Source organism: Sphingobium fontiphilum, assembly GCF_014196635.1.
GTDB lineage: Bacteria > Pseudomonadota > Alphaproteobacteria > Sphingomonadales > Sphingomonadaceae > Sphingobium > Sphingobium fontiphilum.
In genome coordinates, this window is sequence record NZ_JACIEB010000006.1 from 151,640 (window position 1) to 171,629 (window position 19,990).

Below are 19,990 nucleotides of genomic sequence, written 5' to 3' on the forward strand. Positions count from 1 at the left end.
GCGTCAGGCGGCCTCGAGCAGGTGCCGCCGTTCGGCGCGCGACAGGCCCGTCTGTTCCGGGCCGGTGAGGTCGAAATCGAGCGTCAGGCTGGTGAGGGCCGGCGCAGGCTGCCACGGCCGCCGCTCGTCGAGCGACATGCGGCCGCGCCGCGGCGCATCGGGCGCCGCGGTGACACGGCGGACAACGGGACCACCGATGCCATCGCCGTCGATTGCCTCACGCTCGTCTCGAACGACGGCGAAGCCGCTGGCGATCAGTTGGTCGAGATCCCAGAGATACCCACCGCCGCTATGTTCTTCGAGCTGCAGCACGAAAAGATCATTGCGACTGCCATCGATCCGCGAGCCGGCATCGCGCTCGGTCAGCAGCCAGACGTCGCCGCGATAGTTGTCGGGCCGATAGTCCTTGAGGAGATCGACCTTCAGGCTGCGCGGCTGCGTCCGGAGCAGGTCGGTCATCACCGATGGCGAAATCAGATTGTAGCGAACCAGGGTGCGGCACGTCGCCTCATAGCTGGCGCCGATCCGCAGCGAGAGCTGATAGACGACATTGGGGCGCCGGAAATGATCGATCTGCCATCCTTGTCGCGCGCTGTGCGCGAGCACCAGCCATTTCGGCATCATGAAGGCGATCGCAAAGGCGTCGGCTTCGGTTTCCTCGAAGTTGTTTCCCGGTTCGGGCGACATCGGCATCCGGCGCAGGATGCTCTCATCGTCGAGGCTCGGCTCGTGTCGCATCGAAAAATGCCCGAGTTCGTGCGCGGCCGTGAAGCGCTGGATGCTCATCGGTCGTTCCGTCGTGACGAGAACGCCAGGAGCAGGTGCGCTGAGATAGGCGCCGAGCAGGCCTTTCAGAGGACGAAGCAGCAAGGGTAGACCCACGGCATGGATCGCGCCGAAGACATCGACGCTGCCGCCTTGGGTCTCGATCAGTGCGCGCGTATCGAGTTCGCGATGCAGGCGGCCCGCTGCCATCGTACCAGCGCGAACCGCGCTCGCATAATCCGACGCCATCGATCAGCTCCGTTCGCCGCCAGACCGCGAGCGGAGATATTCGGCAAACCGGCTCAGCTCGGCCCGGTCCTCAGTCGACAAGGCCGCAACGCGTCGCGCCAGATGGGCGACATCGGCGGGAAGGCTCGCGGAGGCCTCGTCTTCGCCGGTAAAATAGGCCACCGACTGGCGGTAAAGACGGGCAAGCCGCGTCAGTTCGATCGCTTCAACGCGGCGCTGGCCATTCTCGATATCGGTAAGCGCGGTCCGGGGAATCTTGAGATAGGCAGCAACTTCTTCCTGCTTGAGGCCGAGATATTTCCGTGCTTCGCGCAGACGGTCGCCCAAGCGCCGCCGCTCCTGCTCGTCGCCTTCCTGGCGGAGTGCGAGATTGGTCATGGCTTCGACCCTTTCTTCTTAACCCAGACGCGTTCGATCTTAGGGAGGAGGTCGTCAATCGCCTTCTCGATCGAATTGTAGCCGCCGGTGCGGACGATGCTGTCGCGAAGCTCGATGTCGAGGACCTGCTCCACCGCGCAAAGCGTGTCGACCACGGACAAGGAGTCGAGTGGCACGGGCGCCTGGATGATCTTCGGGTTTTCCGGAGGCAGGGCAATTCCGCGCACCTGTGCCTCAGCCCTGGCCACTTGCAGCAGTTCGTCGACCAACGCCCTAATGGCGTCGGCTTTGGGAAACGCGGTTGCCGCGGGCTGCGGAGGAGCGATTGTCGCCATGCATGCCTCGCACGATTTCACTACATTAAATGCGATATAATGTCTGATAATCCGACACGCAAGCCCGAATTTGCAGCTCGGATTTTTGCAGGGTGTAGCGGGTCATCGGCGGTGCGGTGTGGTGGTCAGTGCCACCTCGAGGGACAACGACAGGGCAGAATCATCAACTCGGGTCATAGCTCGATCAAAAGAACAGAGCTGGAATATTGAGTCAGTCGCCGACGAGTGATCTCCTTCGGTCACCCACCAGCCCCCAGCGGCTCCGTTCATTTCGGGCGGCCCATAGCCGAGTCTTGAAGCCGCGCCCCGACCGCATCCGGCGGTATGGGCGGGAGCTTCAACGTGACCCCGACCAAATTGCTCATCGGCCAGATCCTTGTCGTGTTCGCAATCGTGATCGCGGGCCTCTGGGCGGCGACCCAATGGGCGGCGGCGATGCTCGCCTACCAGCCCGAACTTGGTCCGGCCTGGTTCATGGCTGGAAGCACGCCGGTCTATCGTCCCTGGGCGCTCTTCCCCTGGTGGTATCACTACGATGCCTATGCGCCGCATGTTTTCGACAAGGCCGGCGCGCTCGCCGGCGCGAGCGGTTTCATCGGCTGCGGCGCGGCGATCGCAGGCTCGCTCTGGCGCGCGCGGCAGTCGCGTCACGTCACCACCTATGGTTCGGCGCGCTGGGCCAGGCCGAACGAGATCGAGCGGGCCGGCCTTTACGGTGATGCCGGCGTATTCCTGGGCCGCTCGCGCGGCCGCTATCTCCGGCATGACGGCCCCGAACATATCATGGCGTTCGCGCCAACCCGTTCGGGCAAGGGCGTCGGGCTGGTCATACCGACACTGCTTGGCTGGACCGGCAGCGCCGTGGTTCACGACATCAAGGGCGAGAACTGGCAGCTCACCGCCGGCTGGCGCGCGCGCTTCTCCCACGTCCTGCTGTTCAATCCGACCGATCCCGCTTCCGCCAAATACAACCCGCTGCTGGAGGTCCGGCGCGGCGAGCATGAGGTCCGCGACGTCCAGAACATCGCCGACATCCTGGTCGATCCCGAAGGCGCGCTCGAACGGCGCAACCACTGGGAGAAAACCTCCCATTCGCTCCTGGTCGGCGCGATCCTCCACGTCCTTTATGCGGAGGAAGAAAAGACGCTCGCACGGGTAGCCACATTCCTGTCGGACCCGCAGCGGCCGTTCACCGCCACGCTCCGGCGGATGATGACCACCAATCACCTCGGCACGAAGGATGCGCCGCAGATCCATCCCGTCGTCGCCTCGGCGGCGCGCGAGGTGCTCAACAAGAGCGAGAACGAGCGCAGCGGCGTCCTCTCCACCGCAATGTCGTTTCTCGGGCTCTATCGCGACCCGACCGTCGCCGCGGTGACATCGCGCTGCGACTGGCGGATCGCCGATCTCGTCGAGGCCGGCCATCCGGTCTCGCTCTACCTTGTCATCCCGCCATCGGACATCAGCCGCACCAAGCCGCTGGTGCGGTTGGTGCTCAACCAGATCGGCCGCCGCCTCACCGAAAAGCTCGATGCCGATCCCGCCAGGGCGGGCAAGCACAAGCTCCTGATGATGCTCGACGAGTTCCCGGCATTGGGGCGGCTCGACTTCTTCGAGACCAGTCTTGCCTTTCTCGCGGGCTATGGAGTGCGCGCCTTCCTGATCGCGCAGTCCTTGAACCAGATCGAGAAGGCTTATGGCGAGCACAACTCGATCCTCGACAACTGCCATGTCCGCGTCGCGTTTGCGACCAACGACGAGCGCACGGCGCGGCGGATTTCGGACGCGCTCGGCATCGCCACCGAACAGCGCGCGATGCGCAACTATGCCGGCCACCGGCTCGCGCCCTGGCTGGCGCACGTCATGGTCAGCCGGCAGGAGACCGCCCGGCCACTCCTGACCACCGGCGAGGTGATGCAGCTCCCGCCCAAGGATGAGCTTGTCCTTGTCTCCGGCATGGCCCCGATCCGCGCGAGGAAGCTGCGCTATTACGAGGACCGCAATTTCCGCGAGCGGATCGCACCGCCGCCGCAGCCCGCGCCCGGAGACTATCCCGACCGGCCGCAGGCACGCCCCAACGACTGGAGCGGACTGGTCCGCGCGCCCGATACCCGGCTCGGCAAGCCCGATGACGATGCGAAGGCGGATGAGGACGGCGGCTTGCAACAGCAGCGCCACCCCGGCCTCGGCGAAGAACCCGCCAAAAAACCCGAGCCGCCAAAGCAGCTCGACCTGCTCGGCCTGGACAGCGACGACACCGACACGATCGCCGACAAGCACGCGATGGACCGCGCCGGCGCCACCGGCACGCTGATCCGCGCTCACGCGATCAATCAGGGTCGCAGCGCCGACATGCTGCCGGACTTCTGACAATGGCCGCGATCAAACCCAACCGCGTCCGCTACCAGCTCTTCCTGCCCGAAGATCTGAGCCACCGCTTCGAGGCGCTGGCGAGCCAGCCCGGCGCGTCCAAATCGGCGATCCTCACCGACGCGCTCACCGCCTGGCTCAACCGGCAGGCGGCGAGCGAGCTGGAGAACAAGTTCAGCCAGCGGCTCGATCGCATGTCGCTCGCGCTGGGGCGTGTCGAGCGTGACGGGCATGTGCTGCTCGAGAGCCTGGCGCTGTTCATCCGCTATGAACTGATGGTGCAGGCCCCTTTGGCCGAAGCCGACGAAGCGGCGCGTGCGATCGGCCGAGACCGCTTCGAGGCGTTCATTGCCCGCGTCGGCGAAGCGCTCGCCAGCGGCCAGCGCACGCTTGCTGCCTCCGCGAAAGACAATGGAGGTGGGCGATGAGCGACACGCTTTTCGGCTCCGATAATTCCGCAGGGCGTCGGCGCGCGATGCTGCGCACCGCGATGGGGCCGACCATCGCCGCAGCGCTGGCCGATCCGGTGGTCATCGAGATCATGGTGAACCCGGACGGCGTGTTGCGCCTTGATCGACTCGGCGAAGGCCGGATCGATACCGGCACCAAATATGAGCCCGCGCAGGTCGAGCGGATCATCCGCCTGGTTGCCAGCCACGCACGGACAGAGGTTCATGGCAATGCGCCGATCGTGTCAGCCGAGCTGCCACCGCACGGCGAAGGCGCGGGCGAGCGGTTCGAGGGTATCCTGCCGCCGGTCAGCCTCGCGCCGTGCTTCTCGATCCGCAAGCCCGCGGCGCGCATCTACACTTTGCTCGACTATGTGCGGGACGGCATCATGCCCGCCGACACGGCGCGACTGCTGTCGATGGCCGTGGTCGAGCGCAAGAACATCCTGGTCGCGGGTGGCACCAGTTCGGGCAAGACGACGCTTGCCAACGCGCTGCTCGCCGAGATGGCGCACCTCGACGAACGCGTCATCATCATTGAAGACACGCGTGAGTTGCAATGCGCCGCGCCCGACGTGGTGGGGCTGCGCACGCGTACGATTGGCACTGCCGGAGCCGGCGGCGTCACGATGGCTGATCTTGTCCGCTCGACATTGCGGCTCCGCCCCGATCGCATCGTCGTTGGCGAGGTGCGCGGGCGCGAAGCGCTCGACATGCTCAAAGCCTGGAACACCGGGCATCCGGGCGGCATCGCAACCGTCCACGCCAATTCGGCAGTGTCGGCGCTCTACCGGCTCGAGCAGCTCGTGCAGGAAAGCGTCGTCACCGTTCCGCGCCGGCTGATCGCCGACGCCATCGACATGATCGTGTTCATCGCCGGGCGCGGCCTCGCGCGCCGCGTCGACACGATCGCGCGCGTCGCCGGCCTCGATCCCGACGGCGGCTACGCCGTCCTCGACCTTACTCCCGACCACGCCCTCGAACCCCAAGGAGAATGACCATGCGCTTGTCCCGTATTCCTGCCCGTATTCCCGATCGTCGGAGCATCTTCCTCACCGGCGCCGCCATCGGCCTCGGGCTTGCGCTCGCCGCCACCGCGCAGGCCGCCGGCTCGGGCATGCCGTGGGAGGAACCGCTTCAGCAGGTCCTCGAATCGGTCCAGGGTCCTGTCGCCAAGATCGTCGCGGTGATCATCATCATCGTCACCGGTTTGACGCTCGCGTTCGGCGAGACGGCAGGCGGGTTCCGGCGCCTCATCCAGATCATCTTCGGCCTGTCGATCGCGTTTGCGGCGTCGAGCTTCTTCCTCAGCTTCTTCAGCTTCGGCGGCGGGGCGCTCATCTCGTGAACGCGCCAAATTCCTATGGCGCCAGCCATATCGAGGGGTTCGAGGCGCCGATGCACCGCGCGCTTGCCGAGCCGATCCTGCTTGGCGGGGCGCCGCGAGCGATCGCGATCGTCAATGGTACGATCGCGGCCGCGCTCGGACTCGGTCTCCAGCAGTGGATCGCCGGGCTGGCCATGTGGGCGTTCGGGCACACTCTCGCGGTGTTCGCCGCCAAGCGCGATCCCGACTTCGCCCCGGTCCTTGTCCGCCACCTTCGCCAGAAGGGGCATCTGTCATGCTGAATCTGCGCGAATACCGTCAGAAGGCCGACCGGCTCGCCGATCATCTTCCATGGGCGGCGCTTGTCGCGCCCGGCGTGGTGCTCAACAAGGACGGCAGCTTTTTGCGCGTCCTCAGGTTCCGCGGCCCCGATCTAGAATCCGCCACCGAAGCCGAGCTTGTCGCCGCCTGCGCGCGGGCGAACAATGTCCTGAAGCGCTTCGGCTCGGGCTGGGCACTCCATTTCGAGGCCGAGCGGCGCGAAGCGCTGGGTTATCCCGACAGCAGCTTTCCCGATGCGGCGTCGTGGCTGGTCGATGAGGAACGGCGCGCGGCGTTCGAAAGCGCGGGCGCGCATTTCGAGAGCCGCTATTATCTGACGCTCACCCTCCTGCCTCCGCCCGATCAGGCGGACACGGCGGGCCGAGCGCTGATCGAGCGCAGCGACGACGCGAAGGGCCGCGACTGGCGACAAGCGCTTGCCGGCTTCATCGCCGAGACGGATCGTGCGCTTGACCTGTTCAGAGGCTTCATGCCCGAGGTGCGCGCGCTCGGCGACAGCGAAATGCTGACCTTTCTCCACGGTGCGATCTCCGCGCGCCGCCATGTCGTCGCCGTGCCCGAAACGCCCATCTATCTGGACGGGCTGCTCGCCGACACGCCGCTGACCGGCGGGCTCGAACCGATGCTCGGCGACGAGCATCTGCGGACGCTCACCATCCTCGGATTTCCGAACGCGAGCCGTCCCGGCATCCTCGACGGACTCAACCATGAGGATTTTGGCTATCGCTGGGTGACGCGCTTCATTGCGCTCGACAAGACCGACGCAACCAAAGCGCTCACTCGCCTGCGGCGGCAGTGGTTCAACAAGCGCAAGTCGATCACCGCGCTGCTGCGCGAAGTCATCTACAACCAGCCGGTCCAGCTTCTCGACAGCGATGCCGACAACAAGGTGGTCGATGCCGACCTCGCCTTGCAGGCGCTCGGCGGCGATCATGTCGCGTTCGGCTATCTGACGACGACGATCACCGTTGCCGATATCGACCGCGCCCGCGTCGAGGAAAAGGTCCGCGCGGTCGAGCGCATCGTCAACGGGCTCGGCTTCACCTGCATCCGCGAGGGCATGAATGTGGTCGAGGCGTGGCTGTCGAGCCTGCCGGGCCATGTCTATGCGAACGTCCGGCAACCGATCGTCCACACCCTGAATCTCGCGCATCTCATGCCGCTGTCCTCGGTATGGGCAGGACCGGCGCGTAATCCGCACCTCGACGGTCCGCCGCTGCTTTATGCGGAAACCAGCGGCTCGACGCCGTTCCGTCTCAGCACGCATGTCGGCGACGTCGGTCATATGCTGATCGTCGGACCCACCGGGGCCGGAAAGTCGGTGCTGCTCGCAATGCTCGCGCTTCAGTTCCGGCGATATCCAGACTCCCAGGTCTATGTCTTCGACAAGGGATTTTCGGCGCGCGCGGCCGTGCTGGCGATGGGCGGCGCGCATCACGCGCTCGGGCTTGGCGGTGAGAGCGGTCATGCCGATGACGTGGGCGGGCGAACGATCGCCTTCCAGCCGCTGCGCCACATCGATCGCTCCAACGCACGCGCCTGGGCGACCGAATGGATCGGCGCGCTGCTCGCCCATGAGAAAGTACTGGTCACACCCGAGATCAAGGAGGCCGTCTGGTCGGCGCTCACCAATCTCGCGACCGCCCCGATCGAGGAACGCACGCTCACCGGCCTGTCGCTGCTGCTGCAATCGGCACCGCTGCGATCGGCGCTCGCGCCCTATACGCTCGAAGGATCGTTCGGCCGCCTGCTCGACGCCGCCGAAGACGATCTAGCGATCGCCGACGTGCAGTGCTTCGAGACTGAAGCGCTGATGGGGCAGGCGGGCGTCGTTGCGCCCGTGCTGACCTACCTGTTCCATCGTCTCGAGGAGCGCTTCACCGGGCGGCCGACGCTTCTCGTACTGGATGAAGCCTGGGTGTTCCTCGACCACCCGCTGTTCGCCGCGCGCATCCGTGAGTGGCTGAAGGTGCTGCGCAAGAAGAACGTCAGCGTCGTGTTCGCGACACAGAGCCTAGCCGATATCGCCGACAGCACGATCGCGCCGGCCATCATCGAAAGCTGTCCGCAGCGCATCTTGCTGCCCAATGATCGGGCGATCGAGCCGCAGGGCCAGACGGTCTACGTCCGCTTCGGTCTCAACGCGCGCCAGATCGAACTGGTCAGCCGCGCGACGCCCAAGCGGCAATATTATCTGCAATCAGCGCGCGGCAACCGGCTGTTCGAGCTTGGGCTAGGCCCGATCGCGCTGGCGTTGTGCGGCGCGTCCGATCCCGACAGCCAGAAGCGCATAGACGCGGTGCTGGCCGAAAAGGGCCAGGCCGACTTCGCCGCGACCTTTCTCTCCCAAGCCGGCCTCGATTGGGCGGCCGACCTGCTTGGGCGTCACCCTGCCGCCCGCCCCCCAGAAGACAAGGAGTAATTTCCCGTGCCCCGTATCCCTATCCGCAAATATGCGTGCCTCTCCGCTCTCGCGCTCGGCGCCGTCGGCTCGCTCGGTATCGGCATCGCGTTGACCTCGACGCCCGTCGCGGCCCAGCTCAGTGTGTTCGATCCATCGAACTATTCGCAAAACCTGCTCACCGCCGCGCGCACGCTTGCCCAGATCAACAACCAGATCCAGAGTCTCCAGAACGAAGCGCAGATGCTGATCAACCAGGGCAAGAACCTGTCCCGGATCGATTTCCCGCAACTTCAGGAGCTTCGCCAGCGCCTCCAGCAGATCGACCAGCTCATGGGCCAGGCGCAGGGCGTCGACTTCCGCATCGATCAGCTCGACGAGCGCTTCCGCCAGCTCTACCCGCAGGAGTTCGATCAGGTGTTCCGCCGCGATCAGCGTGTGGCTCGCGCACGCGATCAACTCGATACCGCGATGTCCGCGTTTCGCCAGACGATGGGGGTCCAGAACCGCATCGTCGACAACGTACGGAGCGACACGCAGGCGCTCGCCGACATCGTCGCGCGCAGCCAGGGCGCGGAAGGCTCGCTTCAGGCGCAGCAGGCCACGAACCAGCTTCTCGCGCTCACCGCCAAGCAGCAGCTCCAGCTTCAGCAAATGATGGCGGCGCAGTTCCGGGCGGAATCGGTCGAGCAGGCGCAGCGGGGCCAGATCGCGCGCGAGGCACGCGAGTCGACGCGCCGCTTCCTCGGCGACGGCAAGGCTTACACGCCACGCCAATGAGCTGAGGCAGGCGAGGACCGCGCCCCCAGCTCCCCCCGGGTCCGAACCTGTCTCGTCGCGGGGGCCGTAGGGCTTGCCCCTCTCATGGCCGCCGGTCCCCGCGACACCTTTCAACTTCAAGCAGGAACCCGCCCATATGGATGACCTGAATGTCATCGATCAGTTCATGGAGGCCTTCGCCTCCTACATCGACAGCGGGTTCGGCCTGTTGGGCGGTGACGTCGGTTTCCTGACCACGATCCTGATCGGCATCGACATCACGCTCGCCGGGCTGTTCTGGGCGCTCGGCGGCGAAGACGACGTCATCGCCAAGTTCCTCAAAAAGATCCTCTATGTCGGCGTCTTCGCCCTGATCCTCAACAGCTTCTCGACACTGTCCGATATCATCTTTCGCAGCTTCGCCGGCCTCGGCCTCACCGCAGGGGGCAGCGCGATTACGGCTGACGATTTATTGCGACCCGGCAAGCTGGCCGGGACCGGCTTCGAGGCAGCATGGCCGCTCCTCGAGCAGGCGAAGGAGTTGGTTGGCCCGATCGCCTTCTTCGACAATTTCATCGAGATCGCCGTGCTGGTGATCGCCTGGGTCGTCGTCATCGCCGCCTTTTTCATCCTCGCGATCCAGCTTTTCATCACAATCCTCGAATTCAAGCTTACTTCGCTCGCCGGCTTCGTGCTCGTGCCCTTTGCGCTGTGGAACCGCACGTCGTTCCTCGCCGAACGGGTGCTCGGGAACGTCGTCAGTTCGGGCATCAAGGTCATGGTGCTCGCGGTCATCGTCGGCATCGGCTCTAACTATTTCGCCGACTTCACCAGTGCGATCACCGGCGACGAGGTGTCGATCGAACAGGCCGTGTCGCTGATGCTCGCGAGCCTCGCGATCTTTGGCCTCTCCATCTTCGGCCCGGGAATCGCATCCGGCCTCGTCGCCGGCGCGCCGCAGCTCGGCGCCGGATCGGTGATCGCCACTACCGTGCTTGCCGGCGGAGGTCTTGCGATGGCAGGCGCTGGCGCCGTCGGCGCGGCACGCGGTCTCGCGGGGGCCGGTCTCGGCGCGATCCGCGCCGGTACATCGATGGGGTCTGCCGCATCCACTGCCTACAAGCTCGGGCAGGAAACCTCGGGCTCGACCAGCGTCGGCGCGGGCCTCGGCGGCGTTGCGACCGCCATGCGCGGCGCGGCTGCCAACCGGATGAGCGGCGGTCTCGGCGTTAGCGCTGCCGCCGATCGTGGGCAGCGCGCCGCATGGGAAGCAGGAAGCACCCGTGCCGGCGGCGCCGCCCCCGCAGCCGCGCCGATAGGCGCAGCTGAAGGAACACCCGCCTGGGCGCAGAAGCTTCATGCCAGCCAGAATGCTCGCCACCGCCGCCAGATGGCGATCCACGCAATCCAGGGCGGCGACCGCGGCGGCGCTGGCGCCACTCCAGACATCAAGGAAAGGGACTGAGCGATGAAATTTCGACGCGCATTGCAGCGCTATGGGCGAACGCCCGAACCCGAGACACCCTACCAACGAGCGGGCCAGCTTTGGGATGAGCGTATCGGCTCGGCTCGCGCACAGGCGAAGAACTGGCGGCTGATGGCCTTCGGCGGCCTGTTCCTGACCACTGGTCTGTCGGGCGCGCTGGTCTGGCAATCGATGCAAAGCCGCGTCGTGCCCTATGTGGTCGAGGTCGATGCACTCGGGCAAGCACAGGCCGTCGCGCCTGCCGCCAAGGACTATCGGCCGACCGATCCGCAGATCGCATGGTTCCTCGGCCGGTTCATCACCGGCGTTCGAGCGCGCTCGCTCGATCCGGTATTGATGCGTGAAAACTGGCTATCAGCCTATGATTTCGCGACCGAACGTGCGTCACTGTTCCTCGGCGAATATGCCCGCACCTCCAATCCGTTCGCCGATGTCGGGCGCAAGACGGTTTCGGTGCAGGTGACGAGCGTCGTCCGCGCGTCGGATACGAGCTTCCAGGTCAAATGGACCGAGCAGCAATATGAGCGGGGAAGCCTCGCCAGCACGTCACGCTGGACGGCGATGCTCACGGTGAAGATCAAGCCGCCGCGCTTGGCCGATGTGCTCCGAAAAAACCCGCTCGGTCTCTATGTTGACGCGATCGACTGGAGCCGCGAACTGGAAACGCCTCAGGACCGGCCGCCTTCGCCGCAACCATCGGCCGTGCCCGATCCCGCACAATCACTCCCGGTCGCGCCGCCCACCGACATTCCGCTGGGCTCGCCGCTCGATCCGACCCTTGCTCAACCCGCAGCCGCACCATCCCCCGAAAGGACCGACCAATGATCCGTGCCCTCATCCTGGCGGCGAGCGCGATGGCGCTTGCCATGGGCGTCGCTGCGCAGAGCCGCGAACCCGCGTCACCCACCGCGCGCGTCACTGCCGCCAACCGGGCGGCACTGCGCGAGCCGTCGAGCGCGGGATATATATATGCCGTCCAGGTCTATCCCTGGGCGGAAGGCGTGCTCTACCGGCTCTATGCCGCGCCCGAGCGCATCACCGACATTGCCTTGCAGCCGGGCGAAACGATTGTGTCCGTCGCCGCCGGCGACACCGTGCGCTGGACTGTCGGCGATACCACCAGCGGCATCGGCGAAAGCAAGCGCGTGCACATCCTCGTCAAGCCGTTTTCGGCGGGCCTACGCACAAACCTTGTCATTGCTACCGATCGCCGGACCTACCATCTCCAGCTCGAAAGCACGCCCGCGACCGCGATGGCGGCGATCTCCTGGACCTATCCACATGACGAGCTGATCGCGCTCCGGCGTCAGCGCGATGCAGCCGTGGCGGCGACGCCGATCGCGTCGGGCCTCTCGGTCGAAAGCCTCAACTTCAACTATGCGATCTCGGGCGACAAGCCGGCCTGGCGGCCGCTGCGCGCGTTCGACGATGGGCGGCAGACCTACATCGAGTTCTCGCCTGCGATCGCCGTGGGTGAGGCGCCCCCGCTGTTCGTGATTGGCGAGGATGGCGAGGCCCAGCTCGTCAACTATCGCGTCGCCGGCCGCTATTATGTGGTCGACCGCCTGTTCGGTGTCGCCGAGCTGCGCCTTGGCGGCAAGAAACAGCAGATTGTCCGTATCACCGCCGCCCAGCCGAAGAGCCGGCAGCGCAAGGCCGGGAGGGGCGCGTGACCGATCCAACCGCTTCTTCCGCGCCGATCGCGGCGCCCAAAGCCGACCCCGAAACGCTCGTTCTGCGCGCGGCGCCGGGCCGCGTCACCCGTTTTCGCCGCGGTGCGATCGTCGCCATCGCTGCCGCCGGCTCGACCGCGATCATCGGCGTCGCCTGGCTGGCGCTCAAGCCCGCGACCCTGAGCCTGATCGCACGAAGCGATGAAAAGCTGGTTGGCGCGAAGGCGCCGCCTGATGCGCTCGCGGGCGCGCCGACGAGCTATGGCGACGTGCCGAAGCTCGGGCTACCGCTTCCCGGTGATCTCGGGCGGCCGATCCTCGAGCGCCAGCGGCAGCTTGGCGGGATGGTTCCCCCTGACCCCGCTGCCGATGCGGTGAGCCGGGCCGCGCAGGAAGCCGAAGCCGAGCGCCAGCGCATCGCCGCTGAGCAGAAGGCCGCACGCGAGTCTGGCGTCATGCTGCAATTGGCGGGCGGCGGTCGCGCCGCCGCCCCTGCACCGGTGACTACCGATGCAAGTGTTCCGCCAGCATCGGCCGAGACTGCCAAGCCGCTCCTCGACCCTGACCGAGATCCTAACGCCCAGGGGCGCAAGAACGAATTGGTCGGCCACGCCAATCGCGACGACGACATCAATCCGCACGCGCTGGCGCAGTCCGTATCGCCTTGGACCTTGCAGGCCGGCAGCATCATTGCCGCGAGCCTCATAACCGGGCTCAACTCGGATCTTCCCGGGCTCGTCACCGCGCAGATCACGGAGAACGTCTATGACAGTGTGACCGGGCGCGGTCTGCTCATTCCGCAAGGATCGCGGCTGATCGGCAGCTACGACAGCGTTGTAGCGTTTGGGCAGAGCCGTGCGCTGGTCGTCTGGCAGCGGATTATCCTGCCCGACGGCTCGTCGATTCGTATCGACAATGTGCCGGCGACCGATACGCAGGGCTATGCGGGTCTGTCCGACCGGATCGACCGGCATACTTGGCAACTTCTGAAGGGCGTCGCCCTGTCGACACTGCTGGGCGTCGGCACTGAATTGAGCTTCGGCAGCACCGAAAGCGACCTTGTCCGGGCGATCCGCGAGTCAGCGCAGCAGAGCGGCGCGCGCGCCGGCGATCAGCTCGTCACGCGCAATCTCAATATCCAGCCGACCTTGCGCGTGCGTCCCGGCTGGCCGCTACGGGTGGTCGTGCACAAAGACATCATATTGCCCGGACCCTGGGGAGGCCGTCATGGCTGATTTGAAGCTGCCAAGGCTGCCCGATCGGACGCCGGCTAAGATCACGATCAACGTCATGCCGGATCTCATCGAAGCGCTGAACGACTACGCCGAGGCCTATGAGGCGGCCTACGGCCGACGCGAGTCCGTACCGGACCTCATTCCATTCATGCTTAGCGGCTTCCTGGCGAGCGACCGCTCGTTCAGCCGGGCACGTAAGAAATAGTCCGATGTCGGCCCGGCAGCCTGCAACGAATGGCGACGACGCGCCCCCGATTGGGCCGATAAGCGTTCGCATTCCCGACGCAGTACGGATGACGGGGCTCAGCAAATCCAAGATCTACCAGCTCATCGCTTCCGGCGACATCGAGGCAGCCAAGGTCGGCCGTGCAACCGTGGTGTTTGTCGATAGTCTGCGGTCCTTTCTGCGATCACACTGTAAACAGCCGCGTTCTCGGGCGTAGCAGGGATCGCGCATGTCGGCCTGTCGATATTTCGGCACGGCCTGTCGCGAAGGGGTAAAATTGGGGGTGGATTGAGCGGAATTATCGGCACGACGATCAAGAACGTTGTTATAAATCAGTATCTTATGTTTTTCGTGTGAATCCCTCCTCCGCTACCATTTTCCGATGCCAAAGCCCTCAGTCGCTTCCGCATCATTCCGAAAATCCCCGCCTCGACGCAAAATGGCTTGCGGTTCCCCTGCACCGACAGCGATGGCGGAGTGCGCGCGTCCGGGTTCGATAATATTTCTCCAAAGGCATCGAACAGATCGGAATTAATGAATATTGGCTGTCAGTCGCGCTGGAATGGGGGAGGACAACCAATCAATACCGTCATTTATGTGATATATTGCACAGCCAGCGGGTCTGGATCGGTTTAGTCGGTGCAAACGGGCTTGGCCTTGGCCATGGCGATGATACAAGCACCAGCCTGTTCTCTGTCCTGAAATGCTGAGACGAGAAGCTGGGGCGAGACCTTATGTGGGGCAACGGGATGTCTGCTGGATTTGCGATGGGTGGCCAATTGGCGTTGGCGCTTGGAAAGAGCCGCCGCGCATTATGGACGGTCGGTCTGCTCAGCGCGCTGCTGAACATACTGATGCTCAGCGGCTCTTTCTACATGATGCTGGTTTATGATTCGGTGATACCCAGCAAGAGCGAACAGACATTGTTCGCGTTGTTCGCGATGATATCGGTGATCTATGTTTTTCAGGGCCTGTTCGACATGCTGCGGGGCCGGATGCTGGCGGACATCGGCGCGCGGATGGACCGGGACATCGGCACGCAGCTTCAGAAGGCGATGACCAACATCACGCTGCGCCTGGGGCGCAAGCCCGAGGCGGGCGCCGACGCGATGCGCGATTTCGACCAGATCCGCAATTATGTGTCGGGCCCGGGCCCGGGCAACCTGATGGACCTGCCCTGGATCATCCTCTATTTCGCCCTGCTCACCCTGCTGCACATCTGGCTTGGCGTCGCGACGCTGGTTGGCGCGATCATCCTGATCGGCCTGACGCTCTATGCCGACCGCAAGACGCGCGCACCGACCGAATCGCTCGCCCGTCACGCCAGCAAACGCGCCGCGATGTTGAGCGAGCAGCAGCGCCATGTCGAGATGATCCACGCCATGGGCATGGAAGGCCGACTGTGGCTGCGCTGGAACCACAATAACAACGCCTATCTTGCGGCGGCCGCGCGCCTGTCCCGCACGGCCGGACTGCTGGGCATGAGCAGCCGCGTGTTCCGCATGTTCCTGCAATCGGCGGTGCTGACGGTCGGCGCGCTGCTGGTGCTCGACAACAAGGCGACGGGCGGCATCATCTTCGCCAGTTCGATCATTTCGAGCCGCGCGCTGGCCCCGATCGACCAGTTGCTGGGCAACTGGCGCGGCCTCGCCACCGCGCGTTCGGCATGGAACCGGCTGGAAAAGCTGTTCGCCGCTGCGCCGGCCGCCGCATTGACGACGACCGAGCTGCCCCCTCCGGCCGCCAGCCTGTCGGTGGAGAAGCTGGCGATCGTGCCGCCGGGCGCCCAGCGGCCGGTCATACAGAATATCCATTTCCGCCTCTCGGCAGGCGACGCCGCCATCGTCATGGGCCCCAGCGCGGCGGGCAAGTCGACGCTGGCGCGCGCGCTGGCCAATATCTGGCAACCGGCCCTGGGGTCGATCAGCCTGGACGGCGCGTCGCTGGCGCAGTGGGACAGCGACAGGCTGGGCGTCCACATCGGCTACCTGCCCCAATCGGTCGAACTGCTGACCGGCACGATCGCCGAAAATATAGCGCGCTTTGCCGAACCGCACGATTCCGCCGCAGTCATCGCGGCAGCCAAGGCGGCCGGGGTGCACGACATGATCGTCGCCATGCCGCAGGGCTATGACAGCTTCATCGGGGTGGAGGGCGCCAATCTTTCCGGCGGGCAGCGCCAGCGCATCGGCCTTGCCCGCGCGCTTTATGGCGACCCGTTCCTGGTCGTCCTCGACGAACCCAATTCCAATCTCGACGCACAGGGCGAAGCGGCGCTCGACCGCGCCATTCAGGGCGTGCGGGATCGCGGCGGCATCGCGCTGGTCGTGGCCCATCGCGCCGGCGCCGTGGCGCGGTGCAACTTTGCGCTGATGCTCAAGGACGGGGCGCAGGTCGCCTTTGGCCCGACCGAGGAAATATTCGCGCGCGCCCGCGCCGCCGCGCCGGGTCAGGCGCAGGTCGTGGCGACCGGCAACAGGAATTGAGCAGATGAACCAGATCACCCTTCAGAAGGATCTGACGCCTTCGGACGAGGATTTCGACTATGCGCCGGAACACTCCATTCGTGCGCACAGCCGTCAGGCGCTGATCGCTTCGGCGATCCTGGTCTTCGGCCTTGGTCTGGCCGCAGCGGTCATCCCGATCGGCGGGGCGGTGATCGGTTCAGGGCAGATCGGCGTCGAATCCCATGTGAAACGGGTGGCCCATCCACAGGGCGGCGTGATTTCCGCCATCTCGGTCAAGGATGGCGACGCGGTGCGCAAGGGGCAGGCGCTGATGCGCCTCGACACCGCGGTCAGCGGCACCAGCGCCGATTTCTCCACCCAGTCGCTGTTCCAGATGCTGGCGCAGCGCGCGGCGCTGGAGGCCGAGCGCGACGGGCTGAGCCGGGTCCGCTTCCCGCGCGAACTTACCGCCAGCGCCAATCCCGCCGCGCGCGAGGCGATCGCCATGGAACAGCGGGGCTTTGACCTGCGGATGGCGGAAGACAGAGGCATCCAGAACCAGCTGAGCGAGCGGGTCAACCAGTTGAACCAGCAGATCGCCGGCTATCGCGCCCAGATTGCGGCGCTGGAGGACCAGCAGAAGCTGATCGAACCCGAACTGGCCGGCGTGCGAAAATTGTGGGACCGGCAATTGGTGACCATCAACAAGCTCAACAGCCTGGAACGCACCCGTGTCGACATGCGCGGCAGCATCGCGGCGCTACAGGCGCAGATCGCCCAGGCGCAGGGCCGCATCGCTGAAACCCGCGAACAGGCCATCTCCACCCGCCAGTCGCGTCGCGCCGAAGCCGCAACCCAACTGGCGCGCATCATGGAAACGCTCAACCAGCAACAGGTGCAGAAGGCCAGCAGCACCGACCAGTTCGAACGCAGCATCATCCGCGCGCCCGCCGACGGCATCGTCGACAAACTCACCTACACAACCATCGGCGATGTGATCCGTCCCGCGGAAACCATCATGTCGATCGTCCCCAGCAAGGATGAACTGGTGGTCGAAGCCTCCATCAGCCCGGCCGACGTCGATCAGGTCGCCGCCGGACAGCCGGCCCAGATGCGCTTCACCGCCTTCAACACCCAGACGACCCCCGAAGTCCATGGCAGGGTGATCTATGTCGCACCCGAACGCAGCGTCGACGAACATAGCGGCCTTAGCTTCTACCGCATCCGCGTTCAGCTCAATGACAAGGAAGTCCAGGCCCTCAAACAGCCTCTGAAACCCGGAATGCCGGTCGAGGTCTATGTTTCGACGGGATCGCGGTCCATGCTCTCCTACGTCACGAAGCCCATGCGCGACCAGCTCGCCCGGGCTTTCAGGGATCAATAGCGCGCGGCCCGATTGCGGGCGTCAATTGCCAGACCCGCCGCCGCTCAGCCGCAGTTGCGCCGCCAGTTCCGCTCCGACAGGCGCAGGCATGCCGAACAGATAGCCCTGCGCCTGCCGGCATCCTTCCTCCAGCACCATTTGGCGCTGCTCGTCGGTTTCGACGCCCTCCGCGACGACAGGCATGTTCAGGCTCCTTCCCAGCCCGACAATCGCGCGAATGATGGAACGCGCCGCGCCGTCATCAGCCACTGACGACACGAAACTGCGGTCGATCTTGATCTTGTCAAAGGGAAAGGATCGCAAATTGCTGAGCGAGGAATAGCCGGTGCCGAAATCGTCCATCACGATATTCACGCCCCGCGCTTTCAGATCATGCAAGATGGCGATGGTCGCGCTGCGGTTGCGCAACAGCACGCTTTCGGTCATTTCCAGCTCCAGCCTTTTGGGGTTGAGGCCGCTGTCCCGCAATGCCGCGTCGACGACCGACGCCAGATTGCCGACCCGGAACTGGACCGCCGACACATTGACCGCAATCGACAGATAGTCTGGCCAGCGAGCCGCGATGCTGCAGGCTTCGCGCAACACCCATTCGCCGATCGGCAGGATGACGCCGACATCCTCGGCAATAGGAATGAAGACTTCGGGGGGCACGTCGCCGCGATCGGGATGGGACCAGCGCAACAGCGCCTCATAGCCCACGACAGCCGAAAAGGCGGTGGAGACGAGCGGCTGGAAGGCGAGGTAGAACTCGCCCCGCGACAGGGCCTGACGCAGATCATACTCCAGCGCGCGACGCTCGCGCATCTGCTCGTCCATCTGCTGATCGAAGAAGCAGGCGATGCCGCGCCCCTCCTGCTTGGCGCGGTAGAGAGCGGTATCGGCATTGTGGCGCAGGCTCTCCGCGTCCTCCCCGTCGCGCGGGAAAACGGCCACGCCGATACTGACGCCGACCGCCATCGGATCGCGGGCGATGTCCATCTCCTGCGCAAAGGAGTCCAGGATCCGCGACGCAAGCGCCCTGACATCGTCATCGCCGCAGACATGGCGTTGCAGGATCACGAATTCATCGCCGCCGATCCGCGCCACGACATCGTCCGGCCCGACGGCGTTGCGCAGGATCGTCGCCACCCGCTTCAATATGTCGTCGCCCGCCGCATGACCGAAAATGTCGTTCACCGCCTTGAACCGGTCGAGGTCGAGCGCCAGCACGGCAAACATGCCGCCCGATCCCATGGCGCGCAGGCTTTCGCCCAGCATTTCGGCCATGTGCACCCGATTGGGCAGGTCGGTCAGCGCATCGTGGGAGGCCATATGGGCGATGGCGCGCTCGGCCCGCTTGCGTTCGGTGAGGTCGCGAACGGCCAGCACCTGACAGAGGCGACCACGATATTCGATCTGGTGGGAAGCGATTTCCAGAACCTGATCGGCTGTGGTCGGGCGCAAAGCCGACGCCTCCACCGTGCCGGGGCGCTCGCCTTCCAGAGGCTGATAATCATGCGCGACGAACCAGTCCCCCGGCCTAGCGCCCAGCAATGCGTCCGCTTCCATATCCAGCATCGCGCATAATTGGTCGTTCACTTCCACTATTCTGCCATCGCTGACGATCAATATGCCCTCCAGGGTCGCGCCGGTCAGCCCCTTGAGGTCGGTGAGCATCCGGTCGACAAAGGAACTGGTCAGGACCAGGCCCAGCAGGGCAAAGGTGGCGAAGGCGATGGTCGGGATCAGCCAGCCATGCGGACTGAACACGCCATTGACATCGGCTCGCGGATCGACCTTGAGCGTAGTGGCGGACATGGCGGTGAAATGCAGGGCGACGATCGCCAATATGGTCAGCGCCGCCGGCACAGCTATGCGCCAATTGCCCTTGAGCCGAGTAAAACCGGCGAAAGCCGCCGCCAGAGCGATCGCGGCCACCACGAAAGAAATCAGGATCGGCGGCCACGCATAGTGAATGGATACGGGCGCGATGATCGACATCATGCCGACAAAATGCATGATGGCGATGCCGCCCGCAGCGACCAGCGCGGCGCCGATGCTCCGCCACAGCGATGGCGCAATCCCCAGCACATGAAGAGCCGCCCAGAAGGCGAGGATCGCGACGACGGCCGACGTCACCGTCAACGGCACATCAAATTCAAGCGGCAACGCTCCACGATAGGCA

At 65.2% G+C, this 19,990-nt stretch carries 19 protein-coding genes; 15 read left to right on the forward strand and 4 right to left on the reverse strand.

Features of this window, described 5'->3' with window-relative positions; all coding sequences use genetic code 11:
* Positions 1-3: 3 nt before the first annotated feature.
* From GGR44_RS13105 to GGR44_RS13115, 3 genes are read right to left on the reverse strand one after another with little or no spacing between them, the layout of a single operon-like run.
* A complete protein-coding gene (locus GGR44_RS13105) occupies positions 4-1,014 on the reverse strand; it encodes an ImmA/IrrE family metallo-endopeptidase (RefSeq protein ID WP_017499941.1) in 1,011 nt (336 codons plus the stop codon).
* Between the two features lie 3 nt (positions 1,015-1,017).
* Positions 1,018-1,392, reverse strand: coding sequence for a helix-turn-helix domain-containing protein (locus tag GGR44_RS13110; protein WP_017499940.1), 375 nt, complete (start codon positions 1,390-1,392; stop codon positions 1,018-1,020).
* Positions 1,389-1,727 carry a hypothetical protein gene (locus GGR44_RS13115; protein WP_017499939.1) on the reverse strand — a complete coding sequence of 113 codons (339 nt, stop codon included), beginning with the start codon at positions 1,725-1,727 and terminating at the stop codon, positions 1,389-1,391. Before GGR44_RS13115 ends, GGR44_RS13110 begins: the two co-directional genes overlap by 4 nt.
* A 342-nt stretch (positions 1,728-2,069) precedes the next feature.
* On the opposite strand from GGR44_RS13115, the gene GGR44_RS13120 reads away from it, so the two are divergent.
* From GGR44_RS13120 to GGR44_RS13190, 15 genes are all read left to right on the forward strand, one after another.
* Positions 2,070-4,097 carry a conjugal transfer protein TraG gene (locus tag GGR44_RS13120; RefSeq protein ID WP_038292469.1) on the forward strand — a complete coding sequence of 676 codons (2,028 nt, stop codon included), beginning with the start codon at positions 2,070-2,072 and terminating at the stop codon, positions 4,095-4,097.
* A gap of 2 nt (positions 4,098-4,099) precedes the next feature.
* Positions 4,100-4,525: a hypothetical protein gene (locus tag GGR44_RS13125; protein ID WP_017499937.1), complete on the forward strand. Its 426-nt coding sequence runs from the start codon at positions 4,100-4,102 to the stop codon at positions 4,523-4,525.
* Positions 4,522-5,544 (forward strand): P-type conjugative transfer ATPase TrbB, encoded by a 1,023-nt coding sequence (trbB, locus tag GGR44_RS13130; RefSeq protein ID WP_017499936.1) that lies wholly within the window; start codon positions 4,522-4,524, stop codon positions 5,542-5,544. Before GGR44_RS13125 ends, trbB begins: the two co-directional genes overlap by 4 nt.
* Positions 5,541-5,894: a TrbC/VirB2 family type IV secretion system protein gene (locus tag GGR44_RS13135; protein ID WP_017499935.1), complete on the forward strand. Its 354-nt coding sequence runs from the start codon at positions 5,541-5,543 to the stop codon at positions 5,892-5,894. Before trbB ends, GGR44_RS13135 begins: the two co-directional genes overlap by 4 nt.
* Before the next feature lie 50 nt (positions 5,895-5,944).
* The gene (locus tag GGR44_RS13140; protein ID WP_051035683.1) at positions 5,945-6,175 is read left to right on the forward strand and encodes a VirB3 family type IV secretion system protein; all 231 of its coding nucleotides are present in this window, start codon (positions 5,945-5,947) and stop codon (positions 6,173-6,175) included.
* The gene (gene trbE, locus GGR44_RS13145) at positions 6,169-8,637 is read left to right on the forward strand and encodes a conjugal transfer protein TrbE (protein WP_017499933.1); all 2,469 of its coding nucleotides are present in this window, start codon (positions 6,169-6,171) and stop codon (positions 8,635-8,637) included. Before GGR44_RS13140 ends, trbE begins: the two co-directional genes overlap by 7 nt.
* 6 nt (positions 8,638-8,643) lie before the next feature.
* Positions 8,644-9,396 (forward strand): P-type conjugative transfer protein TrbJ, encoded by a 753-nt coding sequence (trbJ, locus tag GGR44_RS13150; protein WP_017499932.1) that lies wholly within the window; start codon positions 8,644-8,646, stop codon positions 9,394-9,396.
* Between the two features lie 136 nt (positions 9,397-9,532).
* The gene (trbL, locus tag GGR44_RS13155; RefSeq protein ID WP_017499931.1) at positions 9,533-10,840 is read left to right on the forward strand and encodes a P-type conjugative transfer protein TrbL; all 1,308 of its coding nucleotides are present in this window, start codon (positions 9,533-9,535) and stop codon (positions 10,838-10,840) included.
* A 3-nt stretch (positions 10,841-10,843) separates the two neighbouring features.
* Complete coding sequence (gene trbF / locus GGR44_RS13160) at positions 10,844-11,686, forward strand: conjugal transfer protein TrbF (protein WP_026108910.1); 843 nt, start codon at positions 10,844-10,846, stop codon at positions 11,684-11,686.
* The gene (gene trbG / locus GGR44_RS13165) at positions 11,683-12,534 is read left to right on the forward strand and encodes a P-type conjugative transfer protein TrbG (protein WP_006635655.1); all 852 of its coding nucleotides are present in this window, start codon (positions 11,683-11,685) and stop codon (positions 12,532-12,534) included. Before trbF ends, trbG begins: the two co-directional genes overlap by 4 nt.
* The gene (locus tag GGR44_RS13170; protein ID WP_017499929.1) at positions 12,531-13,769 is read left to right on the forward strand and encodes a TraB/TrbI/VirB10 family type IV secretion system protein; all 1,239 of its coding nucleotides are present in this window, start codon (positions 12,531-12,533) and stop codon (positions 13,767-13,769) included. The genes trbG and GGR44_RS13170 overlap by 4 nt, the downstream gene beginning before the upstream one ends.
* The gene (locus GGR44_RS13175; protein ID WP_017499928.1) at positions 13,762-13,974 is read left to right on the forward strand and encodes a DUF2274 domain-containing protein; all 213 of its coding nucleotides are present in this window, start codon (positions 13,762-13,764) and stop codon (positions 13,972-13,974) included. The genes GGR44_RS13170 and GGR44_RS13175 overlap by 8 nt, the downstream gene beginning before the upstream one ends.
* 4 nt (positions 13,975-13,978) lie before the next feature.
* Positions 13,979-14,212 carry a helix-turn-helix domain-containing protein gene (locus GGR44_RS17105; protein WP_051035681.1) on the forward strand — a complete coding sequence of 78 codons (234 nt, stop codon included), beginning with the start codon at positions 13,979-13,981 and terminating at the stop codon, positions 14,210-14,212.
* 562 nt (positions 14,213-14,774) lie between these two features.
* A complete protein-coding gene (locus GGR44_RS13185) occupies positions 14,775-16,481 on the forward strand; it encodes a type I secretion system permease/ATPase (protein WP_183956005.1) in 1,707 nt (568 codons plus the stop codon).
* A gap of 4 nt (positions 16,482-16,485) precedes the next feature.
* Entirely contained in the window at positions 16,486-17,826 is a 1,341-nt protein-coding gene (locus GGR44_RS13190; RefSeq protein ID WP_183956006.1) for an HlyD family type I secretion periplasmic adaptor subunit, read from the forward strand.
* Positions 17,827-17,847: 21 nt separating this feature from the next.
* Here the strand turns inward: GGR44_RS13190 and GGR44_RS13195 are convergent, their stop codons facing one another.
* Positions 17,848-19,974 (reverse strand): putative bifunctional diguanylate cyclase/phosphodiesterase, encoded by a 2,127-nt coding sequence (locus tag GGR44_RS13195; RefSeq protein WP_246344647.1) that lies wholly within the window; start codon positions 19,972-19,974, stop codon positions 17,848-17,850.
* Between the last annotated feature and the right edge of the window lie 16 nt (positions 19,975-19,990).